Here is a 20,592-nt window from a genome sequence, read left to right as displayed (position 1 = left end):
CTGTTTATGCCATCAGCAGTTGTGTTTACGGTATATACAGTTGTCGGGCGGAGTCAACGGGCTGCGCCGGAACGGACCGGGAGGGGCCGCATGGCCGGACGGAACAAGGAGCAGGACAAGGTCCGCGACCTGCGGGCGGGCCTCGCGCTGCTGTGGGGTGAACAGGAACAGCCCACCCGCGGCCCCAAGCCCAAGCTGACCCCGCGGCGCATCGCCGAGGCCGCCGCCGGGCTCGCCGACGCCGAGGGGCTGGACGCCGTGTCCATGAGCCGGGTCGCCGCCGGGTTCGGCGTCTCGGCCATGGCGCTGTACCGGTACGTCCCCGGCAAGACCGAACTCGTCGAGCTGATGGTGGAGTCCGTGCTGGCCGAGGGGCCGGACCTGTCCGGGGTGCCGGCCGGGGACTGGCGGGCCGCCGTGACGGAGTGGACGCGGCAGTGCGCCCGCGTCTACGCCGCCCACCCCTGGCTGCTCACCGCCACCGCGATGCGCCGGCAGCTCCTCGGCCCCTGCCAGCTGCGCTGGCTGGACGCGGCCCTCGCCGCCCTGGAGCCCACCGGACTCGGCGGCGCCCAGCGCCACCGCGTCTTCCTGCTGCTGATCGGTCTCGTCCGCAACCTCGCCCAGCAGCAGAGCGAACGCGAGGAGGAGCAGGAGCGGGAGTGGGACCGGCTCACCGGCGAGCTCCTCACCCGGCACGCCGCCCGCTTCCCCGCCCTCGCCAGGGCCGTCGCCGAGGGAGCCTTCGACCCGGACGGCATCGATCCGCTCCGGTTCGGGCTCGACCGGATCCTGGACGGCGTCGAAGCGCTGGTCGCCGCCGGCGCATGAGACGCGTCACCCCGGCGGGAACGATGCCCGAGACGTGGGTGAGAGCTGGGCGGGAATGACCCGTCGGGGCGGTTTTGCCCCACTGAACGGACCGTTCCCGGTCGATTACAGTGCTGGGCGTCGTACAGACGGACGCCGTGGGGAGGTCGGGTGAGTGGGACGTCCGGTGCCGTCTGGGGCCGCGCCGAACAGCAGGACTTCCGCAGCCGGGTGCGCGGCACGCTGCTCGGTGCCGCGGTGGGCGACGCGCTGGGCGGTCCCGCCGATCCCCTGTCCCTGGAGGAGATCCGGGACGCGTACGGCGGCGAGGGGCTGCTGGACCTGGCCTTCGGGCACGGCCGCCGCGGCACAGTCACCCACCACACCCAGCTCACCCTGTTCACCGTCGACGGGCTGATACGCGCGCAGGTGCGCCGCGACACCGGCGCCTGGCATCCGCCCACCGATCTGCACCGGGCCTATCTGCGCTGGGCGGCCACCCAGCGGGACTGGGGGCCCGACGAGCGCCGCAAGGACGACGGGTGGCTGGCCCGGCAGGAGTGGCTGTACGCCCGCCGGGATCCGAGCCGCGCCCTGCTCATCGGGTTCGGCGACGAGACCCTGGGCACGCTGGAGACCCCGAAGAACCCGGGGGAGCTGGGGCCGGAGGCGGTCGCCCGGTCGGCGCCCTTCGGGCTGCTCGTCGGCTGGGAGCCGCAGCTCGTCGTCCAGCTGGCCGTGGAGTGCGCGGCCCAGACCCACGGGCACCCCATCGCCTACCTGTCGGCCGGCGCGTACGCGGTGATCGTGCACGCGCTGGCCCGGGGCGACAGCCTGGACGGCGCCGTGCAGCGGGCCCTCGCCCTGCTCGCCGCCCGCCCCGGCCACCAGCCGGTCTCCGACGCCCTCCAGCACGCCCTCGGCGCCGTACGGCAGGGGATGCCCACGCCCGCCCGGGTGGAGGAGCTGGCCGGCGACGGCACGGCGGACGGCCTGCTGGCCGCGTCCGTGTACTGCGCGCTGGTCGGGGAGGACGTACGGCACGGACTGTGCCTGGCGGTGAACCAGAGCGGGCCGTCGGCGGCGGCGGGGGCGCTGACGGGCGGCCTCCTGGGCGCCCTGCACGGCGAGACGGCCCTGCCGCCGGCCTGGCTGGCCGAGCTGGAGGGCCGCCCCACGATCCTGGAACTCGCCGACGACTTCGCGATGGAGATGACCCAGGGCCCGGCCCTGCACGGCCCCGCGGGTTCGTCCCCGGGGTGGCTGGCGCGCTATCCGCGGGCGTGACGGAGCACGCTCGCCCGCAACCCGCCCCGGGGGCGCGGGGAACCGTGATCAGCCCCCACGCGCCCGCACTGCGGTCCCCGGCGGCACCCCCTACGGCGCTCCCGCCGCGTCGTCCCCGGCCCCCGCACTCGCCGGCACCGGCACGGCCGCCGCGGCGGCCCCGTCGCCGTCCGTGTTGACCTTCTCGATGATCGCCAGCCGTTCCGGGGTGTCCTCCGGCTTCAGGTAGCCGATCAGGATGTAGAGGACCAGCGAGACCGCGAGCGGCACCGAGACCTGGTACTGGAGCGGGACACCGCCGTCGACGCTCCAGTTGAGGGGGTAGTTGACCAGCCAGAAGGCCAGAAGGCCCGCCGCCCAGCTGGTGAGCGCCGCGGTGGGGCCGGAACGGCGGAACGTGCGCAGCAGGCCGAGCATCATCGGGATCGCGATGGGGCCCATCAGACCGGCCACCCACTTGATGACGACCGTGATGATGTCCTTGAAGGCGGGGGAGTTGACCTGGGTGGCGACCGCCATGGACAGGCCGAGGAAGACGACCGTCGTGACCCGGGCCGCGATGAGACCCGCACGCTCGCCCCACCCCCGTGCCCGGGAGGAGAGCACGGGCGCCACGTCCCGGGTGAACACCGCCGCGATCGCGTTCGCGTCGGAGGAGCACATGGCCATGGTGTGGGAGAAGAATCCGACGATGACCAGACCCAGCAGGCCGTGCGGCAGCAGCTGTTCGGTCATCAGGGCGTAGGAGTCGGAGCCGTCCGGCTTCTGCGCCTGGACCAGCAGCGGGGACATCCACATCGGGAAGAACAGGACCACCGGCCAGACCAGCCAGAGGATCGCCGACAGCCGGGCCGAGCGCTCGGCCTCGTGGGCGCTGCCCGTGGCCATGTAGCGCTGGGCCTGGTTCAGCATGCCGCCGTTGTACTCGAAGAGCTTGATGAACAGGAACGCCAGCAGGAACACCGTGCCGTACGGGCCGACCAGCGGTTTGCCGTGGCCGTGCAGCGCGGGCTCGTCCCAGGCGCCGAGGAACCCGATGTCCTTGTCGTTCAGCTTCATCACGACCGCGACGAACATGGAGATTCCGGCCAGCAACTGGATGACGAACTGGCCGAGTTCGGTCAGCGCGTCCGCCCACAGGCCGCCGATCGTGCAGTAGACCGCGGTGATCGCGCCGGTGATGAGGATGCCCTGGTTCAGGGACACACCCGTGAACACCGACAGCAGGGTCGCGATCGCCGCCCACTTGGCGCCCACGTCCACGATCTTCAGCAGCATGCCGGACCAGGCGAGCGCCTGCTGGGTGCGCAGGTTGTAGCGGTTCTTCAGGTACTCCAGGGGGGAGGCCACATGGAGCCGGGAGCGCAGCCGGTTGATGCGCGGCGCGAACAGCTTCGAGCCGATGGCGATGCCGAGCGCGATGGGGAAGGACCAGGTGATGAAGGAGGTGACGCCGTAGGTGTAGGCGATGCCCGCGTACCCGGTGAACATCACGGCGCTGTAGCCCGACATGTGGTGCGAGATGCCGGAGAGCCACCAGGGCATCTTGCCGCCGGCCGTGAAGAAGTCGGAGACATTGTCCACGCGCTTGTGCGACCAGACGCCGATCGCGACCATCACACCGAAGTAGCCGATGAGCACGGCCCAGTCGAGACCGTTCATGTGTCCCCTTCCAGGGTTCGCAGCCAAGGTCAGGCATGTGAACTCTGGTTTCGAACATGGACGCGCGGCAAGGAAGCGTTCGGTCAAGAGACCGTAAAATTGTTCGGCTTGATGACTTGTGTTCACCAATATGAACGCCTGGGTTGTGCTCGGATCACCTCAGTGCATCAGCTCCCCCGCGTTGACCAGCAGCGACTGCCCCGTGATGGACCGCGCCCGGTCCGAGGCGAGGAACACCGCCGCGTCGGCCACGTCCCCGTCGGTGGCCAGTTCCGGCAGCGCCATCCGCCCGGCCAGCCGGGACAGCACCTCCTCCTCCGGCACCCCCTCCGTCTGCGCGGTGAACCGGACGTACGCCTGCACCGGCGGTCCCCACATCCAGCCCGGCAGCACGGTGTTGACCCGGATCCGGTACACCCCCAGCTCCCGCGCCAGCGAGTACATCGCGCTGGTCAGCGCCCCCTTCGAGGCGGCGTACGCGGCCTGCCTCACCTGCGAGGGCGCGGCCACGGCCGACTGCGTGCCGATGAACACCACCGAACCGCCCCCGCCCGCCTTCAGTGCCGGCAGACACGCCCGGGTCATCCGCAGCGTCCCCAGCAGATTCACGTCCACGACCGACTGCCAGGTCGCGAAGTCGGCGTCCTCCAGCCCGCCGAAGTACGAGTCCCAGGCCGCCACGTGGACCACCGCGTCGATCCCGCCGAACCGCTCCCGCGCCAGCGCCGCCAGCGCCTCGCACTGCCCCTCGTCGGTGATGTCGGTCGCCCGGTACGCCGTGCGCCCGCCGTCCGGATCGATCCCGGCCGCACTCTTGGCGAGGTTCGCCTCGGTGCGCGCCCCCAGCACCGCGTTCCCGCCGTCCCGTACGACGGCCGCCGCGACCTGGTGGCCGAGCCCGGCCCCGACCCCCGACACGACGACGGTCCTGCCCGCGAGCAGTGACATGGGCTGCCTCCCGGCTCTGGCGCTTTGTCTGACGGGGCGTCAGAGTATGGCCGTCGGCAGGAGGACGGAAGGGGACGGAGGGGGAAGCGCATGAGCGAGGACACCCGCAGCGAGCAGTACGCCGAGCTGGCCGCCGTAGGACCGTACGGCGTCCGCCCCGGCCACGCCCTGATCACCATGGTCGAACCGCACCCCGGCCACGAGTACGCCTACAACCGCTGGTACGAGGACGACCACTACTACGCCGGCGCGATGGCCATGCCCTGGATGTACGCGGGCCGCCGCTGGGTCGCGACCCGGGAGCTCCAGCTCCTGCGCTACCCGGAGAAGTCGGCGATCGCCCGGCCGGTCACCGCCGGCTGCTACCTCTCCACCTACTGGATCACCGCCGGCCGCTACGACGACCACATGAAGTGGACCGTCGCCATCAACAAGCGCCTCAACCGGGACGCCCGCGTCCACCACGCCCGCACCCATGTCTTCACGGCCTTCCAGGACCACGAGACGACGGTGTACCGGGACGGCGCGGCCGGACCGCGGGACGTCCACGCCCTCGACCATCCCTACGCGGGACTGGTACTGGAGGTGATCGACGCCGAGTCGCCGGAGCGGCGGGCCGGACTGCTGGAGTGGCTGCGCGCCCGGCACCTGCCGCGCCGCCTCACCGGCTCCCCCTCCGCCCTGGTCACCGTGTTCCGTCCGACACCGCTGCCGGGCGACCGGATGACCTACGTCAAGCAGGTGGAGGGCGTCGACACCCGGCTGACACTGCTGTGGTTCCTGGAACGGGACCCGCGGGAGGCTTGGGAGGAGCACTTCCGCGGGCTGGACGAGCAGGTCGCCGAGTCCGGGCTGGGCAGGGTGGAACTGGTGGCGCCGTTCCTCCCCACGGTCCCGGGCACGGACAGGTACGTGTCGGAACTACGCGGCTGACCGGGCCGGGCGGACGGGCCGGCTCACTTCAGCTCGTCGGGGCACGGCGTGCCGCGCGGCAGCTCGTAGGGCGAGGCCAGCCGGTACGTCCCGGCCCGCGGCGCCAGCAGCATGGTCCACTTGTCGCCGTTCGCGTCCTCCGACGTCTCCCTCAGGCACCCGTTGACGTTCCGGTACGTCTTCGGCGTGCCGGAGGACGCCTGGGGCGGCTTCACCTTCTTGCCGTGCTCGTCGACGACGCTCAGCCACGGCGAGTACGGGATCCGCACCAGGACCCGCCCGGCCTTGCGCACCCGCAGCGTCATCTCGACCTGGTCGGCGCGGTCCACCACCGCGTTCGGCTCGGCGAGCGGCGCCGGATCGGTCACCTTGAACAGCTGCCAGTTGGCGTCGCCCCAGATCTGCTGGAGATACGGCATCCCGCGCCGCAGCAGCTGCCGCTCCCGCACGCCGCCGTCCCCGTCCGGGTTGTCCTTCGGCAGCACCACGAAGTGCACGGCCCACCGCTGGAGCCACTCGTGGTAGTTCGCCGAGTTCAGCGTGTCGTCGTAGAAGAGCGGGTTGCGCTCCATGTCGGCCTGCCGGTTCCAGCCGCGGGCCAGGTTGACGTACGGCGCGAGCGCGGAGGCCTCGCGGTGGGAGCGGGCCGGGACCACCTCGACGCGGCCCTTCTGGGCGCCTTCCTTCTGGAGCTCGTGCACGAGCGGGGCGATCTCCCGCGCCCAGGAGGCTTCCGGGGTGGTGTGGATGATGTCGTCCACCGACTTGTAGCCGATCCAGCCGACGAAGCCGAGGAAGGCCAGCACGGTCAGATACCACTTGCGGGACTTCGGCACGGTGTACGGCAGGGCCGCGATCAGGGTCGCGCCCGCGAACAGCATCGGCAGGCGCGAGATGTTGGATCCGATCTGCGAGCTGATCAGCCACACCAGGACGACGGCGACGCTGTAGACGGCGGCCGTCAGCCGTACGGTGATCCACTCCTTGGGCACCAGGAACAGGCACAGCAGGCCGTACAGCAGAGGCATGATCACCGATCCGAAGATCATCGGCTGGGTGCCCGAGAACGGGAACAGCCAGGCCGAGACGGCGACCACCACCGTGGGGGCGATCCCCAGCGCCCAGGCGCCCGGCCGCCGCTTCTGCAGGAACAGCGCGACCGCGACCAGGCCCACGAACAGCCCGGCGACCGGCGAGGCCATCGTGGCGAGCGCGGCCAGCGGGGCGGCGACCAGCGCCTTCGCCCAGCGTTTGTACCGCCACCGGTGCGGCCAGCAGAACACCGCCGCGACCGAACCGAGCGCGAACATCGTGCCGAGCCCGAAGGTGACCCGGCCGGAGATCGCGTTGCACAGAAACGCGAAAATCCCGGCGAGCGAGGCCCACAGGGGGTTCTTCACGGCCCGGCTGCGGATCAGCACCATGGTCAGCAGGCCCGCCGACAGCGTGCCGGCGATCATCATCGTCGTGCGGACGCCGAGGACCGACATCAGATACGGCGACACCACGCTGTACGACACCGGGTGCATGCCCCCGTACCAGGCGAGGTTGTACGCCGAGTCCGGGTGCCGGCCGACGAACTCCGCCCAGGCGTCCTGGGCCGCGAGATCGCCGCCGCTGTTCGCGAAGGTGAAGACCCAGATGATGTGCAGTACGCCGGAGAGCGCGGTCATGGACAGTGCGGGATGCCGGAGCAACCGCTGCCGGAGAGCCTCGACGGGGGCCGGCCGGCGGGTGGCCGGTCCGCCGGTCCTGTCCGCGCCGTCACCACTCTGCGTGCCGGCCGTGTCACCGGCCGGTCTGTTCTCCGCGCTACCCGCCGACGCGTCGGCGTTCGCCGCGGTCGTCGCGCCGGTCGCCCGGCCCGCCGCGGTGTCCCTTGCGGACAGGCGTATTCGCGGGCCGGATCCCGGGCCCGGATCTGCGTCGTCGGCGCGTGTCGGCTCCGCTGTGGCCACCTGAAGGCACTCCCCGTGTCCCGTCTTCTGTTCTCGGCCGTTTCCCTCGGTGTTCCCGGCCGCTTTCCGTCCAGTTCGCGGCCCTGTCCCGTGACCGGCGACCTGCCCCGATTCGTGACGCTAGCACGCACCCCGCCGCGGGGCCCCCGGGTGGGGGGCTCCGCGACGGGGTGCGGGCGGGCCCTTCGGACGCGGCGGTCAGCCCAGACGCGTCAGCTTGGCGGCGAAGCCGGGCTCCGTCAGATCCTTCTCCAGGGCCACCGGAACCTTCACCGCACCGGCCGTACCGTCACCCACGGTGAGCGAGCCGACCACGGTACCCGCCTTCGCGGTGTGCGGCACGGTCCCGGAGGTGAAGGACAGCGTCACCTTGAGACCGGCCCAGCCGGCGGTGGTGACGTCCTTGGTGACCACGATCGGGGTGTGGCCGCCGAGCTGGTCGTCCACATAGCCGACCACGTCGCCCTTCTTCAGGACCTTCGCCGAGGTCAGCGCGTCCTGAGCGGCGAGCAGCGCGGTCTTGCTGACCCTGTTGACCGTCTTGAGGATCTCCGGCTGGTGCTGGCCGAGGATCGCGCCGACCAGGGTGACCGTGTGCCCGTCGACCTTCTTGCGGGAGGCGAAGAGCAGGTTGCCGCCGGCCTTGGTGGTGCTGCCGGTCTTGATGCCGATCGCGCCGATCAGGTACGGCAGCTCGTTGTAGTTGGGCCAGAACTTCCCGGACGGGTCGGTCCAGCTGGCCGCGCTGCTGATCGAGACCAGGGCCGGCACCTTGACGAACGCGCGGCCGAGCTTCACCTGGTCCTCGGCGGTGGAGACGGTGGTCTCCTTCAGCCCCGAGGGGTCGGTGTACGTCGTGCGGGTCATGCCCAGTTCCTTGGCGGTGGCGTTCATCTTCTTGACGAACTCCGCCTCCGAACCCGAGTCCCAGCGCGCGAGGAGCCGCGCGATGTTGTTGGCGGAGGGGATCAGGACGGCCGACAGGGCCTCCTTCTCCGTGAGGTGGCTACCGGCCTTGACGGTGTTGAGCGTGGACTCGCCGACCTTGTTGTAACCACCCTCCTTCTCCGCCGTCGCGTCGACCTCGATCTTCGGGCCGTCCTGCCCCGGCTTCAGCGGGTGCTCACGGAGGATGATGTACGCGGTCATGGTCTTGGCGACCGAGCCGATGGCCACGGGGTTCTGCTTGCCGAAGCTGCCCATCGTGCCGACGCCGTCGGCGTCGATCCAGCCCTGGCCCTCGCCGGGCCACGGCAGGCTCGTCCTGCCGCCCTCGAAGGTGTAGCCGTCCTTCGCGGTGAGCGCGAGAGCGGTGGACGGCAGCGGGCGCATCGCCTGCACGACCGCGAAGACGACCGCCAGGAGCAGGACCAGGGGGGTCCAGATCTTGACCCGGCGCACGAGCGTGCGGACCGGGGTCTCCGGGGGCGGGGGCGTGTTCGTCAGCTCCGCCAGCAGGTCCAGCGGGGGCTTGGGCGGGAGCGGCTGCTGGGTGGTGCGCTCCGGGCCGACCTGGGGGACGGGGGTGGTGGCGTCGGGGGTGGGGGCGGGGGCCGGTGCCTTCGCCTTGCCGGCCGGGCGCATGTCGTCCTTCAGCGCGATGAACTTGCTGGTGCGCTCGGACTCGGACTCGGCTCCGGACTCGGCTCCGGCTCCGGACTTGGCTCCGGACTTGGCTCCGGGCTTGGCTCCGGGCTTGGCTCCGGACTTGGACCCGGACCCGGATTCGGACTCGGGCCCGGACTTGGGGGCCTTGAGGTTGCCGCCGAGCTTGAGCATGGTCGTCGGCTGGTCCACGGCGGGCTTCTTGGGCTGTACGGCCTTGAAGACGGTGGTCGGCTGGTCGACACCCGCCTCGGCTCCGCCCTCGGCGTCCGTCATCCCACCCGCACCACCCGTGCGGCTCTCGTCGTCGTCCGCGGGTGGCCCCTGCGGGGCGTCCCCGCCGTCGGCGGCCTCCGGTCCGTCCCCGGCCCCTTCCCCCTCGGCTACGCCATCACCCGACGCGCCCTCAGCACGGACCACGGCACCGCCTTCGGCGTCCGCGTCGGCCGTGCCCTTCACGCCGGTACCGGTCTTGGCGTCCGCGACCGCCTCGCCGCCCGTGGCGGGCTTGGCGGGCTCGCCCTTCACGCCGGTGCGGGTCTTGGAGTCGGCCTTGCCCTTCGGACCGCTGCCGGCCTTGTCGTCGGCGTCGGCCTTGCCCTTCGGACCGGTGCCGGCCTTGTCGTCGGCGTCGCCCTCGGCGTTCGCGTCGGCCTTGCCGTCCGCGTCCGCCTCCGCGTCGGTGGCGGCCTTGTCCTTGGCGTCGGTCTTGGCGTCCGCGACCGCCTCGGCGCCCGTGGTGGACTTGGCGGCCGTGCCCTTCGCGTCGGTGCCGGTCTTGGCGTCGGCCTTGTCCTCGGCGTCGGCGTCGGCCTTGCCGTCGGCGTCCATGGCCGCCTTGCCGTCGGCGTCGGCCTTGCCCTTCGAACCGGTGCCGGACTTGTCGTCGGCGTCGCCCTCGGCGTCCGCCTTGCCGTCGGCGTCCGCGTCGGTCTTGCTGTCCGCGGTCGCGTTCGTCTTGGTGTTCGCGCTTTTCTTCGCGTCCGCGTCGGTCTTGGCGTTCGCCTTGCCCTTCGGGGCCGTCTCGGGCTCGGGGGCCGTGGTCGTGGCGGGGGCCGAAGTCTCGGTCGGCTCGGTGTCGTCCGTGTCCGTCGGCTTGTCGGCCGAGGGCGGCTCGGTCCGCGGGCCTGCCTCGGCCGCGGTCTTCGCGGTGGAGGAAGTCGCGGCCTGCGGCTCCGCGTCGGACGAGGCCCCGGTCCGCGGGGTGGACGCCGTCCCGGCCCTGGTGCCGGTCTTGGTGCCGGACGCCTTCTCAGGCTTCGCTTCGGTCTCGGAGTTGGCCTTCGTCTCCGGGGCCTCTTCCGGCCCGGGCTTCTCGGACGGCTTTGCAGTCGCGTCGGTTCGAGGCTCGCGAACCCACGCCGACACCGCCGCGCGCAGGGCGGTGTCCTCGTCGGCCTCGGCGGAACCCTCCGCGCCGGCCGCCTTCTTCGGCTCGGCCGGGGTCTCGGGTCGTACCGTCAGGATCTTCGTCGCCGTGTCCGTGCCGTCCGAGGAATCCTTTTCGCGGGCCACGGCGAGACGCGGATCGCGCGCCTCGGGAACCGAACCCGCGCTCCCCGACGTCGGTTCCGCCGACGACTCGCGCTGCTTCGACCTGTCGGGGGACTCGCCCGCCACCGATGCCTCCTCCATGCGTCGCACGCCACGTGTGCGCCCTGTCCGAACCATGTACCAGTGTCCTGTGTGAGGGCTTGGCCCCTGTGGTAGACGAGAACGACATACCTACCGGTTCCCTCACGAACCGGTCACGCGCCCTCGACAGACCAATGTGAGAGGGGTCACCCTGTCATTCATCCACGCGGGGAGGCATGGATGGGCAGGAGCCGCAGAACGATTCCGGAGGAGCTTCTGTTGCTGGCATTGGACCCGGCCACGGGTACCACTGCACAGCCGCAGTCGCTCGACCTCGGTCTGGCCGGAGCACAGCTAGTGGAGCTGGCGCTGGCCGGACGGATAGCCCCAGACGGGGATCGTATCGCCGTGGTGGTGCCACGGCCGACAGGAGATCCGACTCTGGACTGTGCGTTGGAGTTGCTGCGCAGGCGCGGCGCTCCCGTGCGTGCCGTCCATTGGATCGGCGGGCCCCGGCTGGGGCTCAGGCAGACGTATCTCTCGCATCTGGAGCGGTGCGGCATGGTCGCCGCCGTGGCCGGCCAGATGTGCGGGGTGCTGCCGACGACGCGTTACCAGGCGACGGACACCGCCATCAGCCGGGAGATCCGATCCCGGCTGGACTCCGCGATCCGCACCGGCGTACCGCCGGACCCGCGGACCGCGGCGCTCGCCGCCCTGGCGCACGCCGTCGGGCTCGGCAAGCACCTGTATCCGGGGAACGAGGGACGGTCGTCCCGCTCCCGGCTGCGGGATCTGATCCGGCACGACCCCATGGGCGGGCTCGTCGCCCACGCCGTCATGGACGTGCAGAACGGTGCGGCCGCCCAGCCGCGCCGCGGCCCGGCCTCGGCCGGCCGGCCGACCGCGTCGGCCGCCAGGTCGGCGGAGCCCGCGCGCGGGGTTCCGATGCAGCCGCATCACGGATCCATGGCGCGCGCCGTGGCCCACTGAGCCGTAACCCCGGTCCCCACAGACCCGGTTCGGGAGCCGCTGGTCGAGCGGGGCGGCGAGACCCTGTGTCTCGCCGCCCCGCTCGACCGCGTCCGGGAGTTCGAGGGGCGCCGCATATCCTCCGTTCTCCAGCGGTAGAAAGCACCTTGGTGGCAGTCTGCTCAACAGCAGATACGCAAAGTGCCAAGTAACAGGCAGTCAGCCGGAGGTGCGCGTCCCGTGGCGTCCAATGTCAATCCCACCGTCAGGCGGCGCCGGCTGGGCCAGGAGCTGCGCAGGCTGCGCGAGCTCAAGGGCATGACGGCCGAAGAGGTGGCGGAGCGGCTGCTCGTGTCGCAGTCGAAGATCAGCCGGCTGGAGAACGGCCGCAGGAGCATCAGCCAGCGCGATGTGCGCGATCTGTGCGGGGTCTACGAGGTCGAGGACCAGCGGATCGTCGATTCGCTGATGGAGATGGCCCGGGACTCGCGGCAGCAGGGCTGGTGGCACACTTTCGGCGACATCCCGTACAGCGTCTACATCGGGCTGGAGACGGACGCCGAGTCGCTGCGGGTGTACGAACCCCAGTTGGTGACCGGCCTCCTGCAGACCCGCGCCTACGCCGAGGCCCTGGTGCAGGGCGCGTTGCCGGAGACGTCGACCGCGGAGATCGAGAAGCGTGTCCAGGTCCGGATGCGCCGACAGGAACGTATCACCGCCGCGCACAACCCCCTCCGGCTGTGGGTGGTGCTGGACGAGGCCGCGCTCAAGCGGGTCGTGGGCAGCAGGCTGGTGATGCGGGAACAGCTGGAGCAGCTCATCGAGATGTCCCAGCTGCCGCACGTCACCGTGCAGGTGCTGCCCTTCGAGGTGGGCGCCCACCCGGGGCTCAACGGCCAGTACGCGATCCTGGAGTTCGCCGACGCGGCCGACTCCAGCGTGGTGTATCTGGAGGGCGTGACCAGCGACCTGTACCTGGAGAAGGCGCAGGACGTGCAGAAGTACGCCGTGATGTACGAGCATCTGCGGGCACAGTCCCTCAATGTGGAGGCATCCCGGCAATTCATCGCGGACGTGGCGAAAGGGTACGCCGACTGAGGTGGGGTCACAGAGGGCGCCGGATCGTACACTGTCGGTCCGCTTCAGTGGAAGGCCCACCTGGAATATGCCATCCGGTCGAGTGAACGGATCCTCCACCAGGACCAGTTGCCCGGTAGCGTCGATCACGCCAATCAGACGACACGGTTGGCGTGAACCGCACTACTGCAACTCGCAACAGGAGTGGACATGGCACTGATTCAGGGCGCTTCGGAGACGTGGATGAAGTCTTCCTATTCCGCGGGCAACGGCGCCTGCGTCGAGGTCAAGTCGCCCACCGCCGCCGAACTCGCCGTCCGTGACTCCAAGGTCTCCGAGGGCCCGATCCTGGCCTTCCCCGCCGACGCGTGGAACGCCTTCGTGACCTCGGTCAAGGCGTGAGGGGTACTCCCTGACCCTGGCCGTAACAACTGCACAGGCACCACCGGCAGAGCCCTCTCGACCAGTCGCCGTCCTTGCCGAGAGGGTTCTCCCCTTTCCGGGCTTCCTTCACCGCACCGGGAAGGCCACGTCACACACCGGGTCCTCGGCCCCCGCCGCCGCCCAGTCCGCGAAGTAGATCTCGCGGCAGGGCCCCGCGGCCTCCAGCCCCTCCCGGGCCAGCCACTGCTCCACCGCCTCGAACGCGGCCAGGATCTGCGGATGCGCCACCTGAGCCTTGGTGATCCGGGTGGAGGCCAGCCGGACCGCCGGCTCCACCCGTACCGTCGTCTCCCAGGCCCGCCCGCGCCGCTGCGCCCAGGCCCGCGCCGCCGCTTCGTCGGCGACCGGTACGCACGACTCGGCGGGACCGTCGCTCTCCATCGACACCTCGGAGTGGTAGACGACGAACGGCGCCCCCGTGACGCCCCCGCACTCCCGCGCGGCGGCCTCCAGCCGCCCCAGCGACGCGCCGATCCAGGTCGGCAGTTCGTCCGCCAGTGTGTGCCGCGACTCGGTGATCACCACCTGCGCCGGCACGTCCACGGTCTCGACCACGAACTTCTCGTACATCTCGAGGTTCCTCCCCGACAGTCGTCCACGGAGGTACTCGGCGAGAGTCCGCTGCCCGGCCACCCGGGCCTCCACGTCCGCCCAGTAGGCGGCGAGCAGATCGGCGGCCTCGGCGCCCTCGGCCCCGATCACCTCGGCGATCCGGGCGAGCGGCATGTCCAGCTGGCGCAGCATGGCCACCAGACGGGCCTGCCCGGCCTGGCCGGCGCGGTAGTAGCGGTAGCCGCTCACCTCGTCGACATGGGCCGGGGTCAGCAGGCCGAGCCGGTCGTACAACCGCAGGGCCTTGGCCGACAGCCGGGCCCGCGCGGCGAACGCCCCGATGCCGATCAGTTCCTCGTCCACGGCACCGGCTCCCTCCGCCTCGCGGCTCCCTCGTTCCTCCGTCACCGGACGGTTCCGTCCCGCCCGGCGAGGAGGACGCTGCTCCTTGTCCCAAGGGCAAGGTCAAGCCGGGTTCAGCCGAGCTGGGCCTCGATCGCGGTGACGACCTCGGCGGACTCCGGCTCGGTCTGCGGCGAGAACCGCGCGACGACCCGGCCGTCCCGGCCGATCAGGAACTTCTCGAAGTTCCAGCGGATGTCGCCGCTGTGCCCCTCGGCGTCGGCGAAGCCGACCAGCCGCTCGTACAGCGGGTGCCGGCCGTCCCCGTTGACCTCGACCTTCTCCGTCAGCGGGAAGGTCACGCCGTACGTCGCCGAGCAGAACTCGGCGATCTCCTCGGCGCTGCCGGGCTCCTGCCCGAGGAACTGGTTGCAGGGCACGCCCAGCACGGTGAAGCCCTGCTCGGCGTAGCGCTCCTGGAGCTTCTCCAGCCCCGAGTACTGCGGGGTCAGACCGCACTTGGAGGCCACGTTCACGATGAGCACGGCCTTGCCCGCGAACTGCGGCAGCCGTGCGGAGCCGCCCTGGAGGGCCCCGATCTCGGTGTCCAGCGGAGAGCCGTTGTGGTCGGTAGTCGTCATGGGCGGATGCTAGCCCCGCCGGGTGACGTCCCCGTGCCCGGCCTCCACCGGCGGGCTCCCGTGCCCGGCCTCCACCAGCACGTCCCCGACCGCGGTCCGCGCGTACAGCACCGACCGCCCCGCCCGGCGCCGCGCCACCAGCCCCGCCTCCCGCAGCACCTTCAGGTGTCGGCCCACCGAGCCCAGTCCCTGCCCGGTCACGGCGGTCAGCTGGCTCGTGCTCAGGGGGGAGCCCAGGAGCACCAGCACCTCCGCCCGGGCGGTCCCGAGGAGCGCGCCGAGGCCCGCGGGCACCGCGCGGTCGCCGTCCCCGGCCAGCGCACCGGCGCAGGGGTAGACCACGGCGTACCGCTCCCGTTCCTCCCAGGCCACCCAGCCGTGCCGCTGCGGGGTGACCGGCACGAACAGCAGCTCGGCGCCCGAGATCTCGCGGGGCGGATACTCGTGCAGGTTGACCTGGAACCGGTTGTCCCCGAGCCAGCGCGTCCCGCCCGGCCGCAGCGAGTCCAGCACGCTCGCCCAGCCGCCCTGGCTCACCCGCGCGGTCCGCGCCGTCACATCCGCCTCCAGCACCCGCCGGCGCCGCCCCCAGTCCGGCCGTACGGCCTCCTCCCACACCCACGCCAGCAGCACGGCGGCCCGCTCGGGCAGATCGTCCCGGTCCAGCGCGGCGGGCAGCGGACCGGCGAGGGAGGTGCGCAGGTGGGCACGGGCGGCGGCGGGGGAGGCCTGCCGGACGCGGGCGACCTCCCTGGCGAACGGCTCCCCGGCGCGGGGCGTGGGGGTCAGGAAGTCGGCGATCCAGTTCCGGCCGAGCCCCGCGCGCACCAGCCGGGCCGTCACCGGGTCGGCGGCCAGCCGCGCCCGGTAGCCGGGCAGCTGGGCGCGCAGCCACGCCTGCTCGCCGGGATGGGCGCCCGCACCCGCGTGCAGCAGCTTCAGGCAGGCGAACGTCTCGGCGAGCGGGGAGATGACGAACCGGCTGCGGGCGAGGGTGTCCGCGTTGAGCTGCCACCACCCCACGAGCGCCTCCCCGTACGACCTTTCGCGCGCCGGCGAAACAATAACCGGTGTTCCGCGGCCCGCCCGAGACTCCGGACATGTCCCGCTACCGATCCCTCTTCCGCACCCCGGAGTTCACCCCGCTGTTCCTCGGCACCGCCGCCCACAACGCCGCCGGCACCCTCGGCGGACTGGCCCTGGGCACGCTCGTGTACCGGGCGACCGGCTCCCCGCTGCTGTCGGCGGTGAGCATGTTCGGCCCCTCGCTCGCCCAGGTGCTCGGCGCGACCTTCCTGCTCTCCGGCGCCGACCGGCTGCCCCCGCGTACCGCCCTGTCCGCCATCGCGCTGGTCTTCGCGGCCGGTACGGCGGTCCAGGCGCTGCCCGGCCTGCCGACCGGCGCGCTGGTCACCGTCGTCCTGCTGCTGGGTCTGGTCGCCGCTCTCGGCGGCGGGGTCCGCTGGGGGCTGGTGAACGAGATCCTCGGCAAGGACGGCTATCTGCCCGGCCGTTCACTGTTCAACATGACGAGCGGTCTGGTGCAGATCACCGGGTTCGCCACCGGCGGTGCCCTGCTGACCGCGCTCTCCCCGCGGGCCTGTCTGCTCCTCGCCTCGGCCCTGTACCTGACGGCCGCGCTCACCCTGCGCCTCGGCCTGACCGCCCGTCCGCCCCGGACCGCGGGCCGCCCCTCGCCGTCGGAGACCTGGCGCACCAACGCCCTGCTGTGGTCCTCCCGCCCGCGCCGGCTCACCTATCTGGGCCTGTGGGTGCCCAACGGCCTGGTCGTCGGCTGCGAGTCGCTGTACGTGCCGTACGCCCCCGACGCGGCCGGCCTGCTGTTCGCCTGCGGGGCGCTCGGCATGTTCGCCGGGGACGTGACGGTCGGCCGGCTGCTGCCCGCCGGCGTACGCCCCCACCTGGCCACCCCGCTGCTCGTGCTGCTGGCCGCGCCGTACCTGCTCTTCTGGGCGCACCCGCCGCTGCCCGTGGCGGCGGTGTGCGCGACGCTGGCCTCCGTGGGCTTCGGCGCGAGCCTGGTCCAGCAGGAACGGCTGATGGCCCTGACCCCGGACGAGCTGGCCGGTCACGCCCTGGGGCTGCACTCGGCGGGCATGCTCGCCCTCCAGGGGGTGAGCGCGACGCTCGCCGGGACGGCCGCCCAGCTCACCTCGCCGTCCCGGGCGATGACGGCGCTGGCGGCGGTCTCCCTGGCCGTGACCGGCGCGCTGGCTATGGCCGCTCGGCGTTCGCCTGCGGCCGTTGCGCCGGCACCGGCGTCTCGCTGAGGCCGGAGACCCCGTCGCGGCCGGTCTCACCACCGTGCCCCGCCTCGACGGCGTGACCGGCCTCGACGGCGGGGCCGGTCTCCACGGCGGGGCCGGCCTGTTCGCCGGGGCCCGTCGTCCCGTCGCGGCCGGCCTTCGTGCCGAGGTCCGCGTCGATCTTCCGCACGGCCCGGTCGAAGTACCGCAGCAGCTCCACCGGGAACGGCATCACGAGCGTGGAGTTCTTCTCGGCCGCCACCTCGACGACGGTCTGCAGCAGCCGCAGCTGCATCGCCTCGGGCGTGTCCGACATGATCCGGGAGGCGTTGGCGAGCTGCTGCGCGGCCTGGAACTCACCGTCCGCGGTGATGACCCGGGCCCGCCGCTCCCGCTCCGCCTCGGCCTGCCGCGACATGGACCGCTTCAGCGACTCCGGGAGCTGTACGTCCTTGATCTCCACCCGGTCGATGTGGATGCCCCACCCGGCGGCCGGACTGTCGATCATCAGGGCGAGCCCCTCGTGCAGCCGCTCCCGGTCGCTCAGCAGGTCGTCCAGGTCGCTCTTGCCGATGATGGACCGCAGGGAGGACTGGGCGACCTGGCCGACGGCGAAGGTGTAGTCCTGGACCTCGATGGCCGCGCGCACCGGGTCGGTGACCCGGAAGTAGACGACGGCGTCGACCTTCACCGACACGTTGTCCCGGGTGATGCCCTCCTGCGTGGGCACCGGCATGGTCACGACCTGCACGTTCACCTTGCGCATCCGGTCGGCGAACGGGATCAGGAAGGTGATGCCCGGCTGCCGGTGACCGGGCAGCGCCTTCCCCCACCGGAACACGACCCCGCGCTCCACCTGGTTGACGACCCGCATCCCGCTCTTCAGTACGAGCAGCAGGAGAACGGCGACAACCACCACTCCCGCGACGGTGCCTTCCATGGCACTCCCCTCAACGACGCGATCCGGACAACGGGGAGGACACCGCGGGAAGCCCCGGCGGATGCGGCGGACGCATCAGGGAAACGTAAAGAAACGACGGCCGGTGCGGTCGGGCAAGCGCACTGCCGTCCTCCCCTGGCGGACGTATCGTCCGTAAGGGGCAGGTCCGGTGTCGCGCTGCCGGAGCCGCCCCGCCGCCGGTGCCGCCGGTGCCGCCCCGTTTCGGCGGGGCGCGGATCGGCGCCGTGGCGGGTATCCGTACAGGTAGGGCGCCCGCCGCTTCGGGCGGGCGGGGAGACCACCGGCCGGCGTCTGCACGGAAGGGTGAAGCGTGTCCCACACGGCCACCGACGCTCGCTGTCCGGACTTCGGCCCGGACGTGCTGGACCCTGTCCTGGACCGGTGCACGCGGGAGACCGACGCCTACGCCAGCGCCCTCTACGTGCTGTCCCCGGACGGACAGGTCCTCCAGCTCGCGGTGCTGAGCGGAATCTCCCGGCGGATCGCCTTGCCCTGGGCGCGGGTGCCGCTGCCGGCCGCGACCCCGGTGAGCGACGCCGTGCGGCAGCGCCGCCTGGTGTGGCTCGGCAGCCAGGAGGAGCTGGCGCGCCGCTACCCGCAGCTGGCACTCGTCCTGCCGCATCCCTTCGCCGTGGCCGCCGCACCGATCAGCACCGGACGCAGGACCTGGGGCGGCCTGGTGCTGCACTGGTCCAGCACGCACCCTCCGACGCTGAGCGCCCACGAGCGTGAGGTGGTCGCCGGCACCTGCCATCAGCTGGGACTCATCCTGCGGCAGGCCGCCGACAGCGGGCACCGCGTACTGGCCGGGCCCGAGCCGCGGATCCGGCCGGCCCCCCGCAACCGCACCGTCGGACCGGCCGAGGCCGAGGCCGCGGTCGACTTCGCCGAGCGCCTGCCCAGCGGCTGTTGCGCCCTCGATCCGGACGGCAGGATCACCTTCCTCACCACCGGCGCGGCCCGGCTCCTCGGCGTCGGCATCCCCGACCTGCTGGGCGCCCGGCCGTGGGAAGCGCTCGCATGGCTGGACAACCCGGTCGCCGAGGACCGCTACCGGTCCGCGATCCTCAGCCGCCGGCCGACGTCCTTCACCGCCCGGCGCCCACCGGACCAGTGGCTGAGCTTCCACCTGTACCCGGACGCGTCCGGCATCAGCGTGCGCATCGTCCCCGCCTCCTCGGCCGACGACGTGACCCCGCCGCACCTGCTGTACCCGGCGCCCGCCGCGGAACCCGGCCGCGCCACGGCCCTGTACCACCTGATGCACCTCGCCGCCACGCTCACCGACGCGGTCGGCGTACAGGACGTGGTCGACAGGGTCGCCGGCCAGGTCCTGCCCGCCTTCGGCGCGCAGGCGCTCGCGCTGATGGTCGCGGAGGAGGGCAGACTGCGGATCATCGGCCATCACGGTTACCCCGCGCGGCTCATGGACCGCTTCGACGCGGTCCCGCTCACCTCCGACACCCCCGCGGTGCACGTCCTGACGACAGGTGTGCCGAGTTTCTTCGGCACCTTCGCCGACCTGGAACCGGCCTGTCCTCCCGCCGCCCACCAGGACGACATGGCCGCCTGGGCGTTCCTGCCGCTGATCACCTCCGGCCGGCCGGTCGGTTCGCTCGTCCTCGCCTACGACCGGCCGCGCGCCTTCCCCTCCGGGGAGCGCTCCGTGCTCACCTCGACGGCGGGGCTGATCGCGCAGGCGCTGGACCGCGCCCGTCTCTACGACGCCACACAGCAGCTCGCCCACAACCTCCAGGCCGGCCTGCTGCCCCGCACGCTGCCCCGCGTCCCCGGCCTGGACGTGGCCGCCCGTTACCTTCCCGCCAGTTACGGCATGGATGTCGGCGGCGACTTCTACGACCTCATCCGCCTCGAGGGGACCGGTGCCGCCGCGGCCATCGGGGACGTCCAAGGCCACAACGTGCAGGCCGCGACGCTCATGGGCCAGGTCCGCACCGCCGTCCACGCCGGCGCCGGCGCACCGCCCGGCGAGGTCCTGCGCCGCACCAACCGCCTGCTCACCGATCTCGACGCCGGCCTGTTCACCAGCTGCCTCTACGTCGCTCTCGACCTCGCCCGCCACCGTGCCCGCCTGGCCACCGCGGGCCACCTCCCGCCGATCCTGCGGCACCCCGACGGCCACACCGAGATCCTCCGGCCGCCCCCCGGGCTCCTGCTCGGGATCGACCCCGCCGCCGACTACCCCACCAGCGACGTCCCCCTGCCGCCCGGCGCCGTGCTCGCCCTGTACACCGACGGACTCGTCGAAGCCCCCGGCATCGACATCGACGACGCGATCAGCGCCCTCGCCGACGAGCTGGCCCGCTCCCGGGACCAGTCCATGGAGGCCCTGGCCGACACTCTCATCGCCCGCGCCCGGCAGTCCCCGGTCCGCACCGACGACGTCGCCCTGCTGCTGATCAGCCCGCAGGAGATGCCCCAGGACAGGTGCGGCCCGGCTGCGGACGGCATGTGCGGCCCGGCTGCGGCTGCTGCCGGGGCCACCGTGGCCGACGACCGGTGAGGCCGGCTCGGCTCTCACCGGTCGCCGAGGGCCG

Annotated in this window: 16 protein-coding genes; 8 read left to right on the top strand and 8 right to left on the bottom strand. The window is 72.2% G+C overall.

What is annotated here, in order from left to right; genetic code table 11:
- Window positions 1–90 precede the first annotated feature (90 nt).
- Both ACZ7KF_RS03735 and ACZ7KF_RS03730 read left to right on the top strand, forming a co-directional pair.
- Window positions 91–831, top strand: a complete 741-nt coding sequence (locus ACZ7KF_RS03735) for a TetR/AcrR family transcriptional regulator (protein WP_471069097.1) — start codon at window positions 91–93, stop codon at window positions 829–831.
- Window positions 832–981: 150 nt separating this feature from the next.
- Complete coding sequence (locus ACZ7KF_RS03730) at window positions 982–2,097, top strand: ADP-ribosylglycohydrolase family protein (protein WP_471069095.1); 1,116 nt, start codon at window positions 982–984, stop codon at window positions 2,095–2,097.
- A 90-nt stretch (window positions 2,098–2,187) separates the two neighbouring features.
- Here the strand turns inward: ACZ7KF_RS03730 and ACZ7KF_RS03725 are convergent, their stop codons facing one another.
- Entirely contained in the window at window positions 2,188–3,759 is a 1,572-nt protein-coding gene (locus ACZ7KF_RS03725) for a sodium:solute symporter family protein (protein WP_471069093.1), read from the bottom strand.
- A gap of 159 nt (window positions 3,760–3,918) precedes the next feature.
- Window positions 3,919–4,707, bottom strand: coding sequence for an SDR family oxidoreductase (locus tag ACZ7KF_RS03720; RefSeq protein WP_471069091.1), 789 nt, complete (start codon window positions 4,705–4,707; stop codon window positions 3,919–3,921).
- Window positions 4,708–4,797: 90 nt separating this feature from the next.
- On the opposite strand from ACZ7KF_RS03720, the gene ACZ7KF_RS03715 reads away from it, so the two are divergent.
- The gene (locus tag ACZ7KF_RS03715; RefSeq protein ID WP_471069089.1) at window positions 4,798–5,640 is read left to right on the top strand and encodes a hypothetical protein; all 843 of its coding nucleotides are present in this window, start codon (window positions 4,798–4,800) and stop codon (window positions 5,638–5,640) included.
- 23 nt (window positions 5,641–5,663) lie between these two features.
- On the opposite strand, the gene ACZ7KF_RS03710 is transcribed toward ACZ7KF_RS03715, so the two are convergent.
- Window positions 5,664–7,598 carry an MFS transporter gene (locus tag ACZ7KF_RS03710; RefSeq protein WP_471069087.1) on the bottom strand — a complete coding sequence of 645 codons (1,935 nt, stop codon included), beginning with the start codon at window positions 7,596–7,598 and terminating at the stop codon, window positions 5,664–5,666.
- Window positions 7,599–7,796: 198 nt separating this feature from the next.
- Window positions 7,797–10,838: a D-alanyl-D-alanine carboxypeptidase gene (locus ACZ7KF_RS03705; protein WP_471069085.1), complete on the bottom strand. Its 3,042-nt coding sequence runs from the start codon at window positions 10,836–10,838 to the stop codon at window positions 7,797–7,799.
- A gap of 180 nt (window positions 10,839–11,018) precedes the next feature.
- On the opposite strand from ACZ7KF_RS03705, the gene ACZ7KF_RS03700 reads away from it, so the two are divergent.
- From ACZ7KF_RS03700 to ACZ7KF_RS03690, 3 genes are all read left to right on the top strand, one after another.
- Complete coding sequence (locus ACZ7KF_RS03700) at window positions 11,019–11,771, top strand: GOLPH3/VPS74 family protein (protein WP_471069083.1); 753 nt, start codon at window positions 11,019–11,021, stop codon at window positions 11,769–11,771.
- Window positions 11,772–11,990: 219 nt separating this feature from the next.
- A complete protein-coding gene (locus tag ACZ7KF_RS03695) occupies window positions 11,991–12,848 on the top strand; it encodes a helix-turn-helix domain-containing protein (protein WP_471069081.1) in 858 nt (285 codons plus the stop codon).
- Window positions 12,849–13,037: 189 nt separating this feature from the next.
- Window positions 13,038–13,229 (top strand): DUF397 domain-containing protein, encoded by a 192-nt coding sequence (locus ACZ7KF_RS03690; RefSeq protein WP_225822419.1) that lies wholly within the window; start codon window positions 13,038–13,040, stop codon window positions 13,227–13,229.
- Between the two features lie 108 nt (window positions 13,230–13,337).
- On the opposite strand, the gene ACZ7KF_RS03685 is transcribed toward ACZ7KF_RS03690, so the two are convergent.
- From ACZ7KF_RS03685 to ACZ7KF_RS03675, 3 genes are all read right to left on the bottom strand, one after another.
- Window positions 13,338–14,186, bottom strand: a complete 849-nt coding sequence (locus tag ACZ7KF_RS03685; RefSeq protein ID WP_471069570.1) for a MerR family transcriptional regulator — start codon at window positions 14,184–14,186, stop codon at window positions 13,338–13,340.
- A 113-nt stretch (window positions 14,187–14,299) separates the two neighbouring features.
- Window positions 14,300–14,806 carry a glutathione peroxidase gene (locus ACZ7KF_RS03680; RefSeq protein ID WP_471069079.1) on the bottom strand — a complete coding sequence of 169 codons (507 nt, stop codon included), beginning with the start codon at window positions 14,804–14,806 and terminating at the stop codon, window positions 14,300–14,302.
- A 9-nt stretch (window positions 14,807–14,815) separates the two neighbouring features.
- Window positions 14,816–15,829: an ArsR/SmtB family transcription factor gene (locus ACZ7KF_RS03675; protein ID WP_471069077.1), complete on the bottom strand. Its 1,014-nt coding sequence runs from the start codon at window positions 15,827–15,829 to the stop codon at window positions 14,816–14,818.
- 77 nt (window positions 15,830–15,906) lie between these two features.
- On the opposite strand from ACZ7KF_RS03675, the gene ACZ7KF_RS03670 reads away from it, so the two are divergent.
- Window positions 15,907–17,097: an MFS transporter gene (locus ACZ7KF_RS03670; protein ID WP_471069075.1), complete on the top strand. Its 1,191-nt coding sequence runs from the start codon at window positions 15,907–15,909 to the stop codon at window positions 17,095–17,097.
- On the opposite strand, the gene ACZ7KF_RS03665 is transcribed toward ACZ7KF_RS03670, so the two are convergent.
- Window positions 17,042–18,013: a slipin family protein gene (locus tag ACZ7KF_RS03665; protein WP_471069073.1), complete on the bottom strand. Its 972-nt coding sequence runs from the start codon at window positions 18,011–18,013 to the stop codon at window positions 17,042–17,044. The two genes, ACZ7KF_RS03670 and ACZ7KF_RS03665, sit on opposite strands and share 56 nt — an antisense overlap.
- Window positions 18,014–18,344: 331 nt before the next feature.
- Here ACZ7KF_RS03665 and ACZ7KF_RS03660 point away from each other — a divergent pair, with 331 nt between their 5' ends.
- Window positions 18,345–20,558 (top strand): SpoIIE family protein phosphatase, encoded by a 2,214-nt coding sequence (locus tag ACZ7KF_RS03660; protein ID WP_471069071.1) that lies wholly within the window; start codon window positions 18,345–18,347, stop codon window positions 20,556–20,558.
- Window positions 20,559–20,592 lie beyond the last annotated feature (34 nt).

It is taken from the genome of Streptomyces sp. NPDC038200, from assembly GCF_055600785.1.
The sequence above is the reverse complement of the archived record's forward strand: the minus strand, read 5'-3'. Positions and strand labels throughout refer to the sequence as shown.

Coding starts and splice junctions, on each gene's coding strand:
- ACZ7KF_RS03735 (WP_471069097.1), top strand. CDS start 91: ATGGCCGGACGGAACAAGGAGCAGGACAAGGTCCGCGACCTGCGGGCG.
- ACZ7KF_RS03725 (WP_471069093.1), bottom strand. CDS start 3,759: ATGAACGGTCTCGACTGGGCCGTGCTCATCGGCTACTTCGGTGTGATG.
- ACZ7KF_RS03720 (WP_471069091.1), bottom strand. CDS start 4,707: ATGTCACTGCTCGCGGGCAGGACCGTCGTCGTGTCGGGGGTCGGGGCC.
- ACZ7KF_RS03715 (WP_471069089.1), top strand. CDS start 4,798: ATGAGCGAGGACACCCGCAGCGAGCAGTACGCCGAGCTGGCCGCCGTA.
- ACZ7KF_RS03705 (WP_471069085.1), bottom strand. CDS start 10,838: ATGGAGGAGGCATCGGTGGCGGGCGAGTCCCCCGACAGGTCGAAGCAG.
- ACZ7KF_RS03700 (WP_471069083.1), top strand. CDS start 11,019: ATGGGCAGGAGCCGCAGAACGATTCCGGAGGAGCTTCTGTTGCTGGCA.
- ACZ7KF_RS03690 (WP_225822419.1), top strand. CDS start 13,038: ATGGCACTGATTCAGGGCGCTTCGGAGACGTGGATGAAGTCTTCCTAT.
- ACZ7KF_RS03680 (WP_471069079.1), bottom strand. CDS start 14,806: ATGACGACTACCGACCACAACGGCTCTCCGCTGGACACCGAGATCGGG.
- ACZ7KF_RS03670 (WP_471069075.1), top strand. CDS start 15,907: ATGTCCCGCTACCGATCCCTCTTCCGCACCCCGGAGTTCACCCCGCTG.
- ACZ7KF_RS03665 (WP_471069073.1), bottom strand. CDS start 18,013: ATGGAAGGCACCGTCGCGGGAGTGGTGGTTGTCGCCGTTCTCCTGCTG.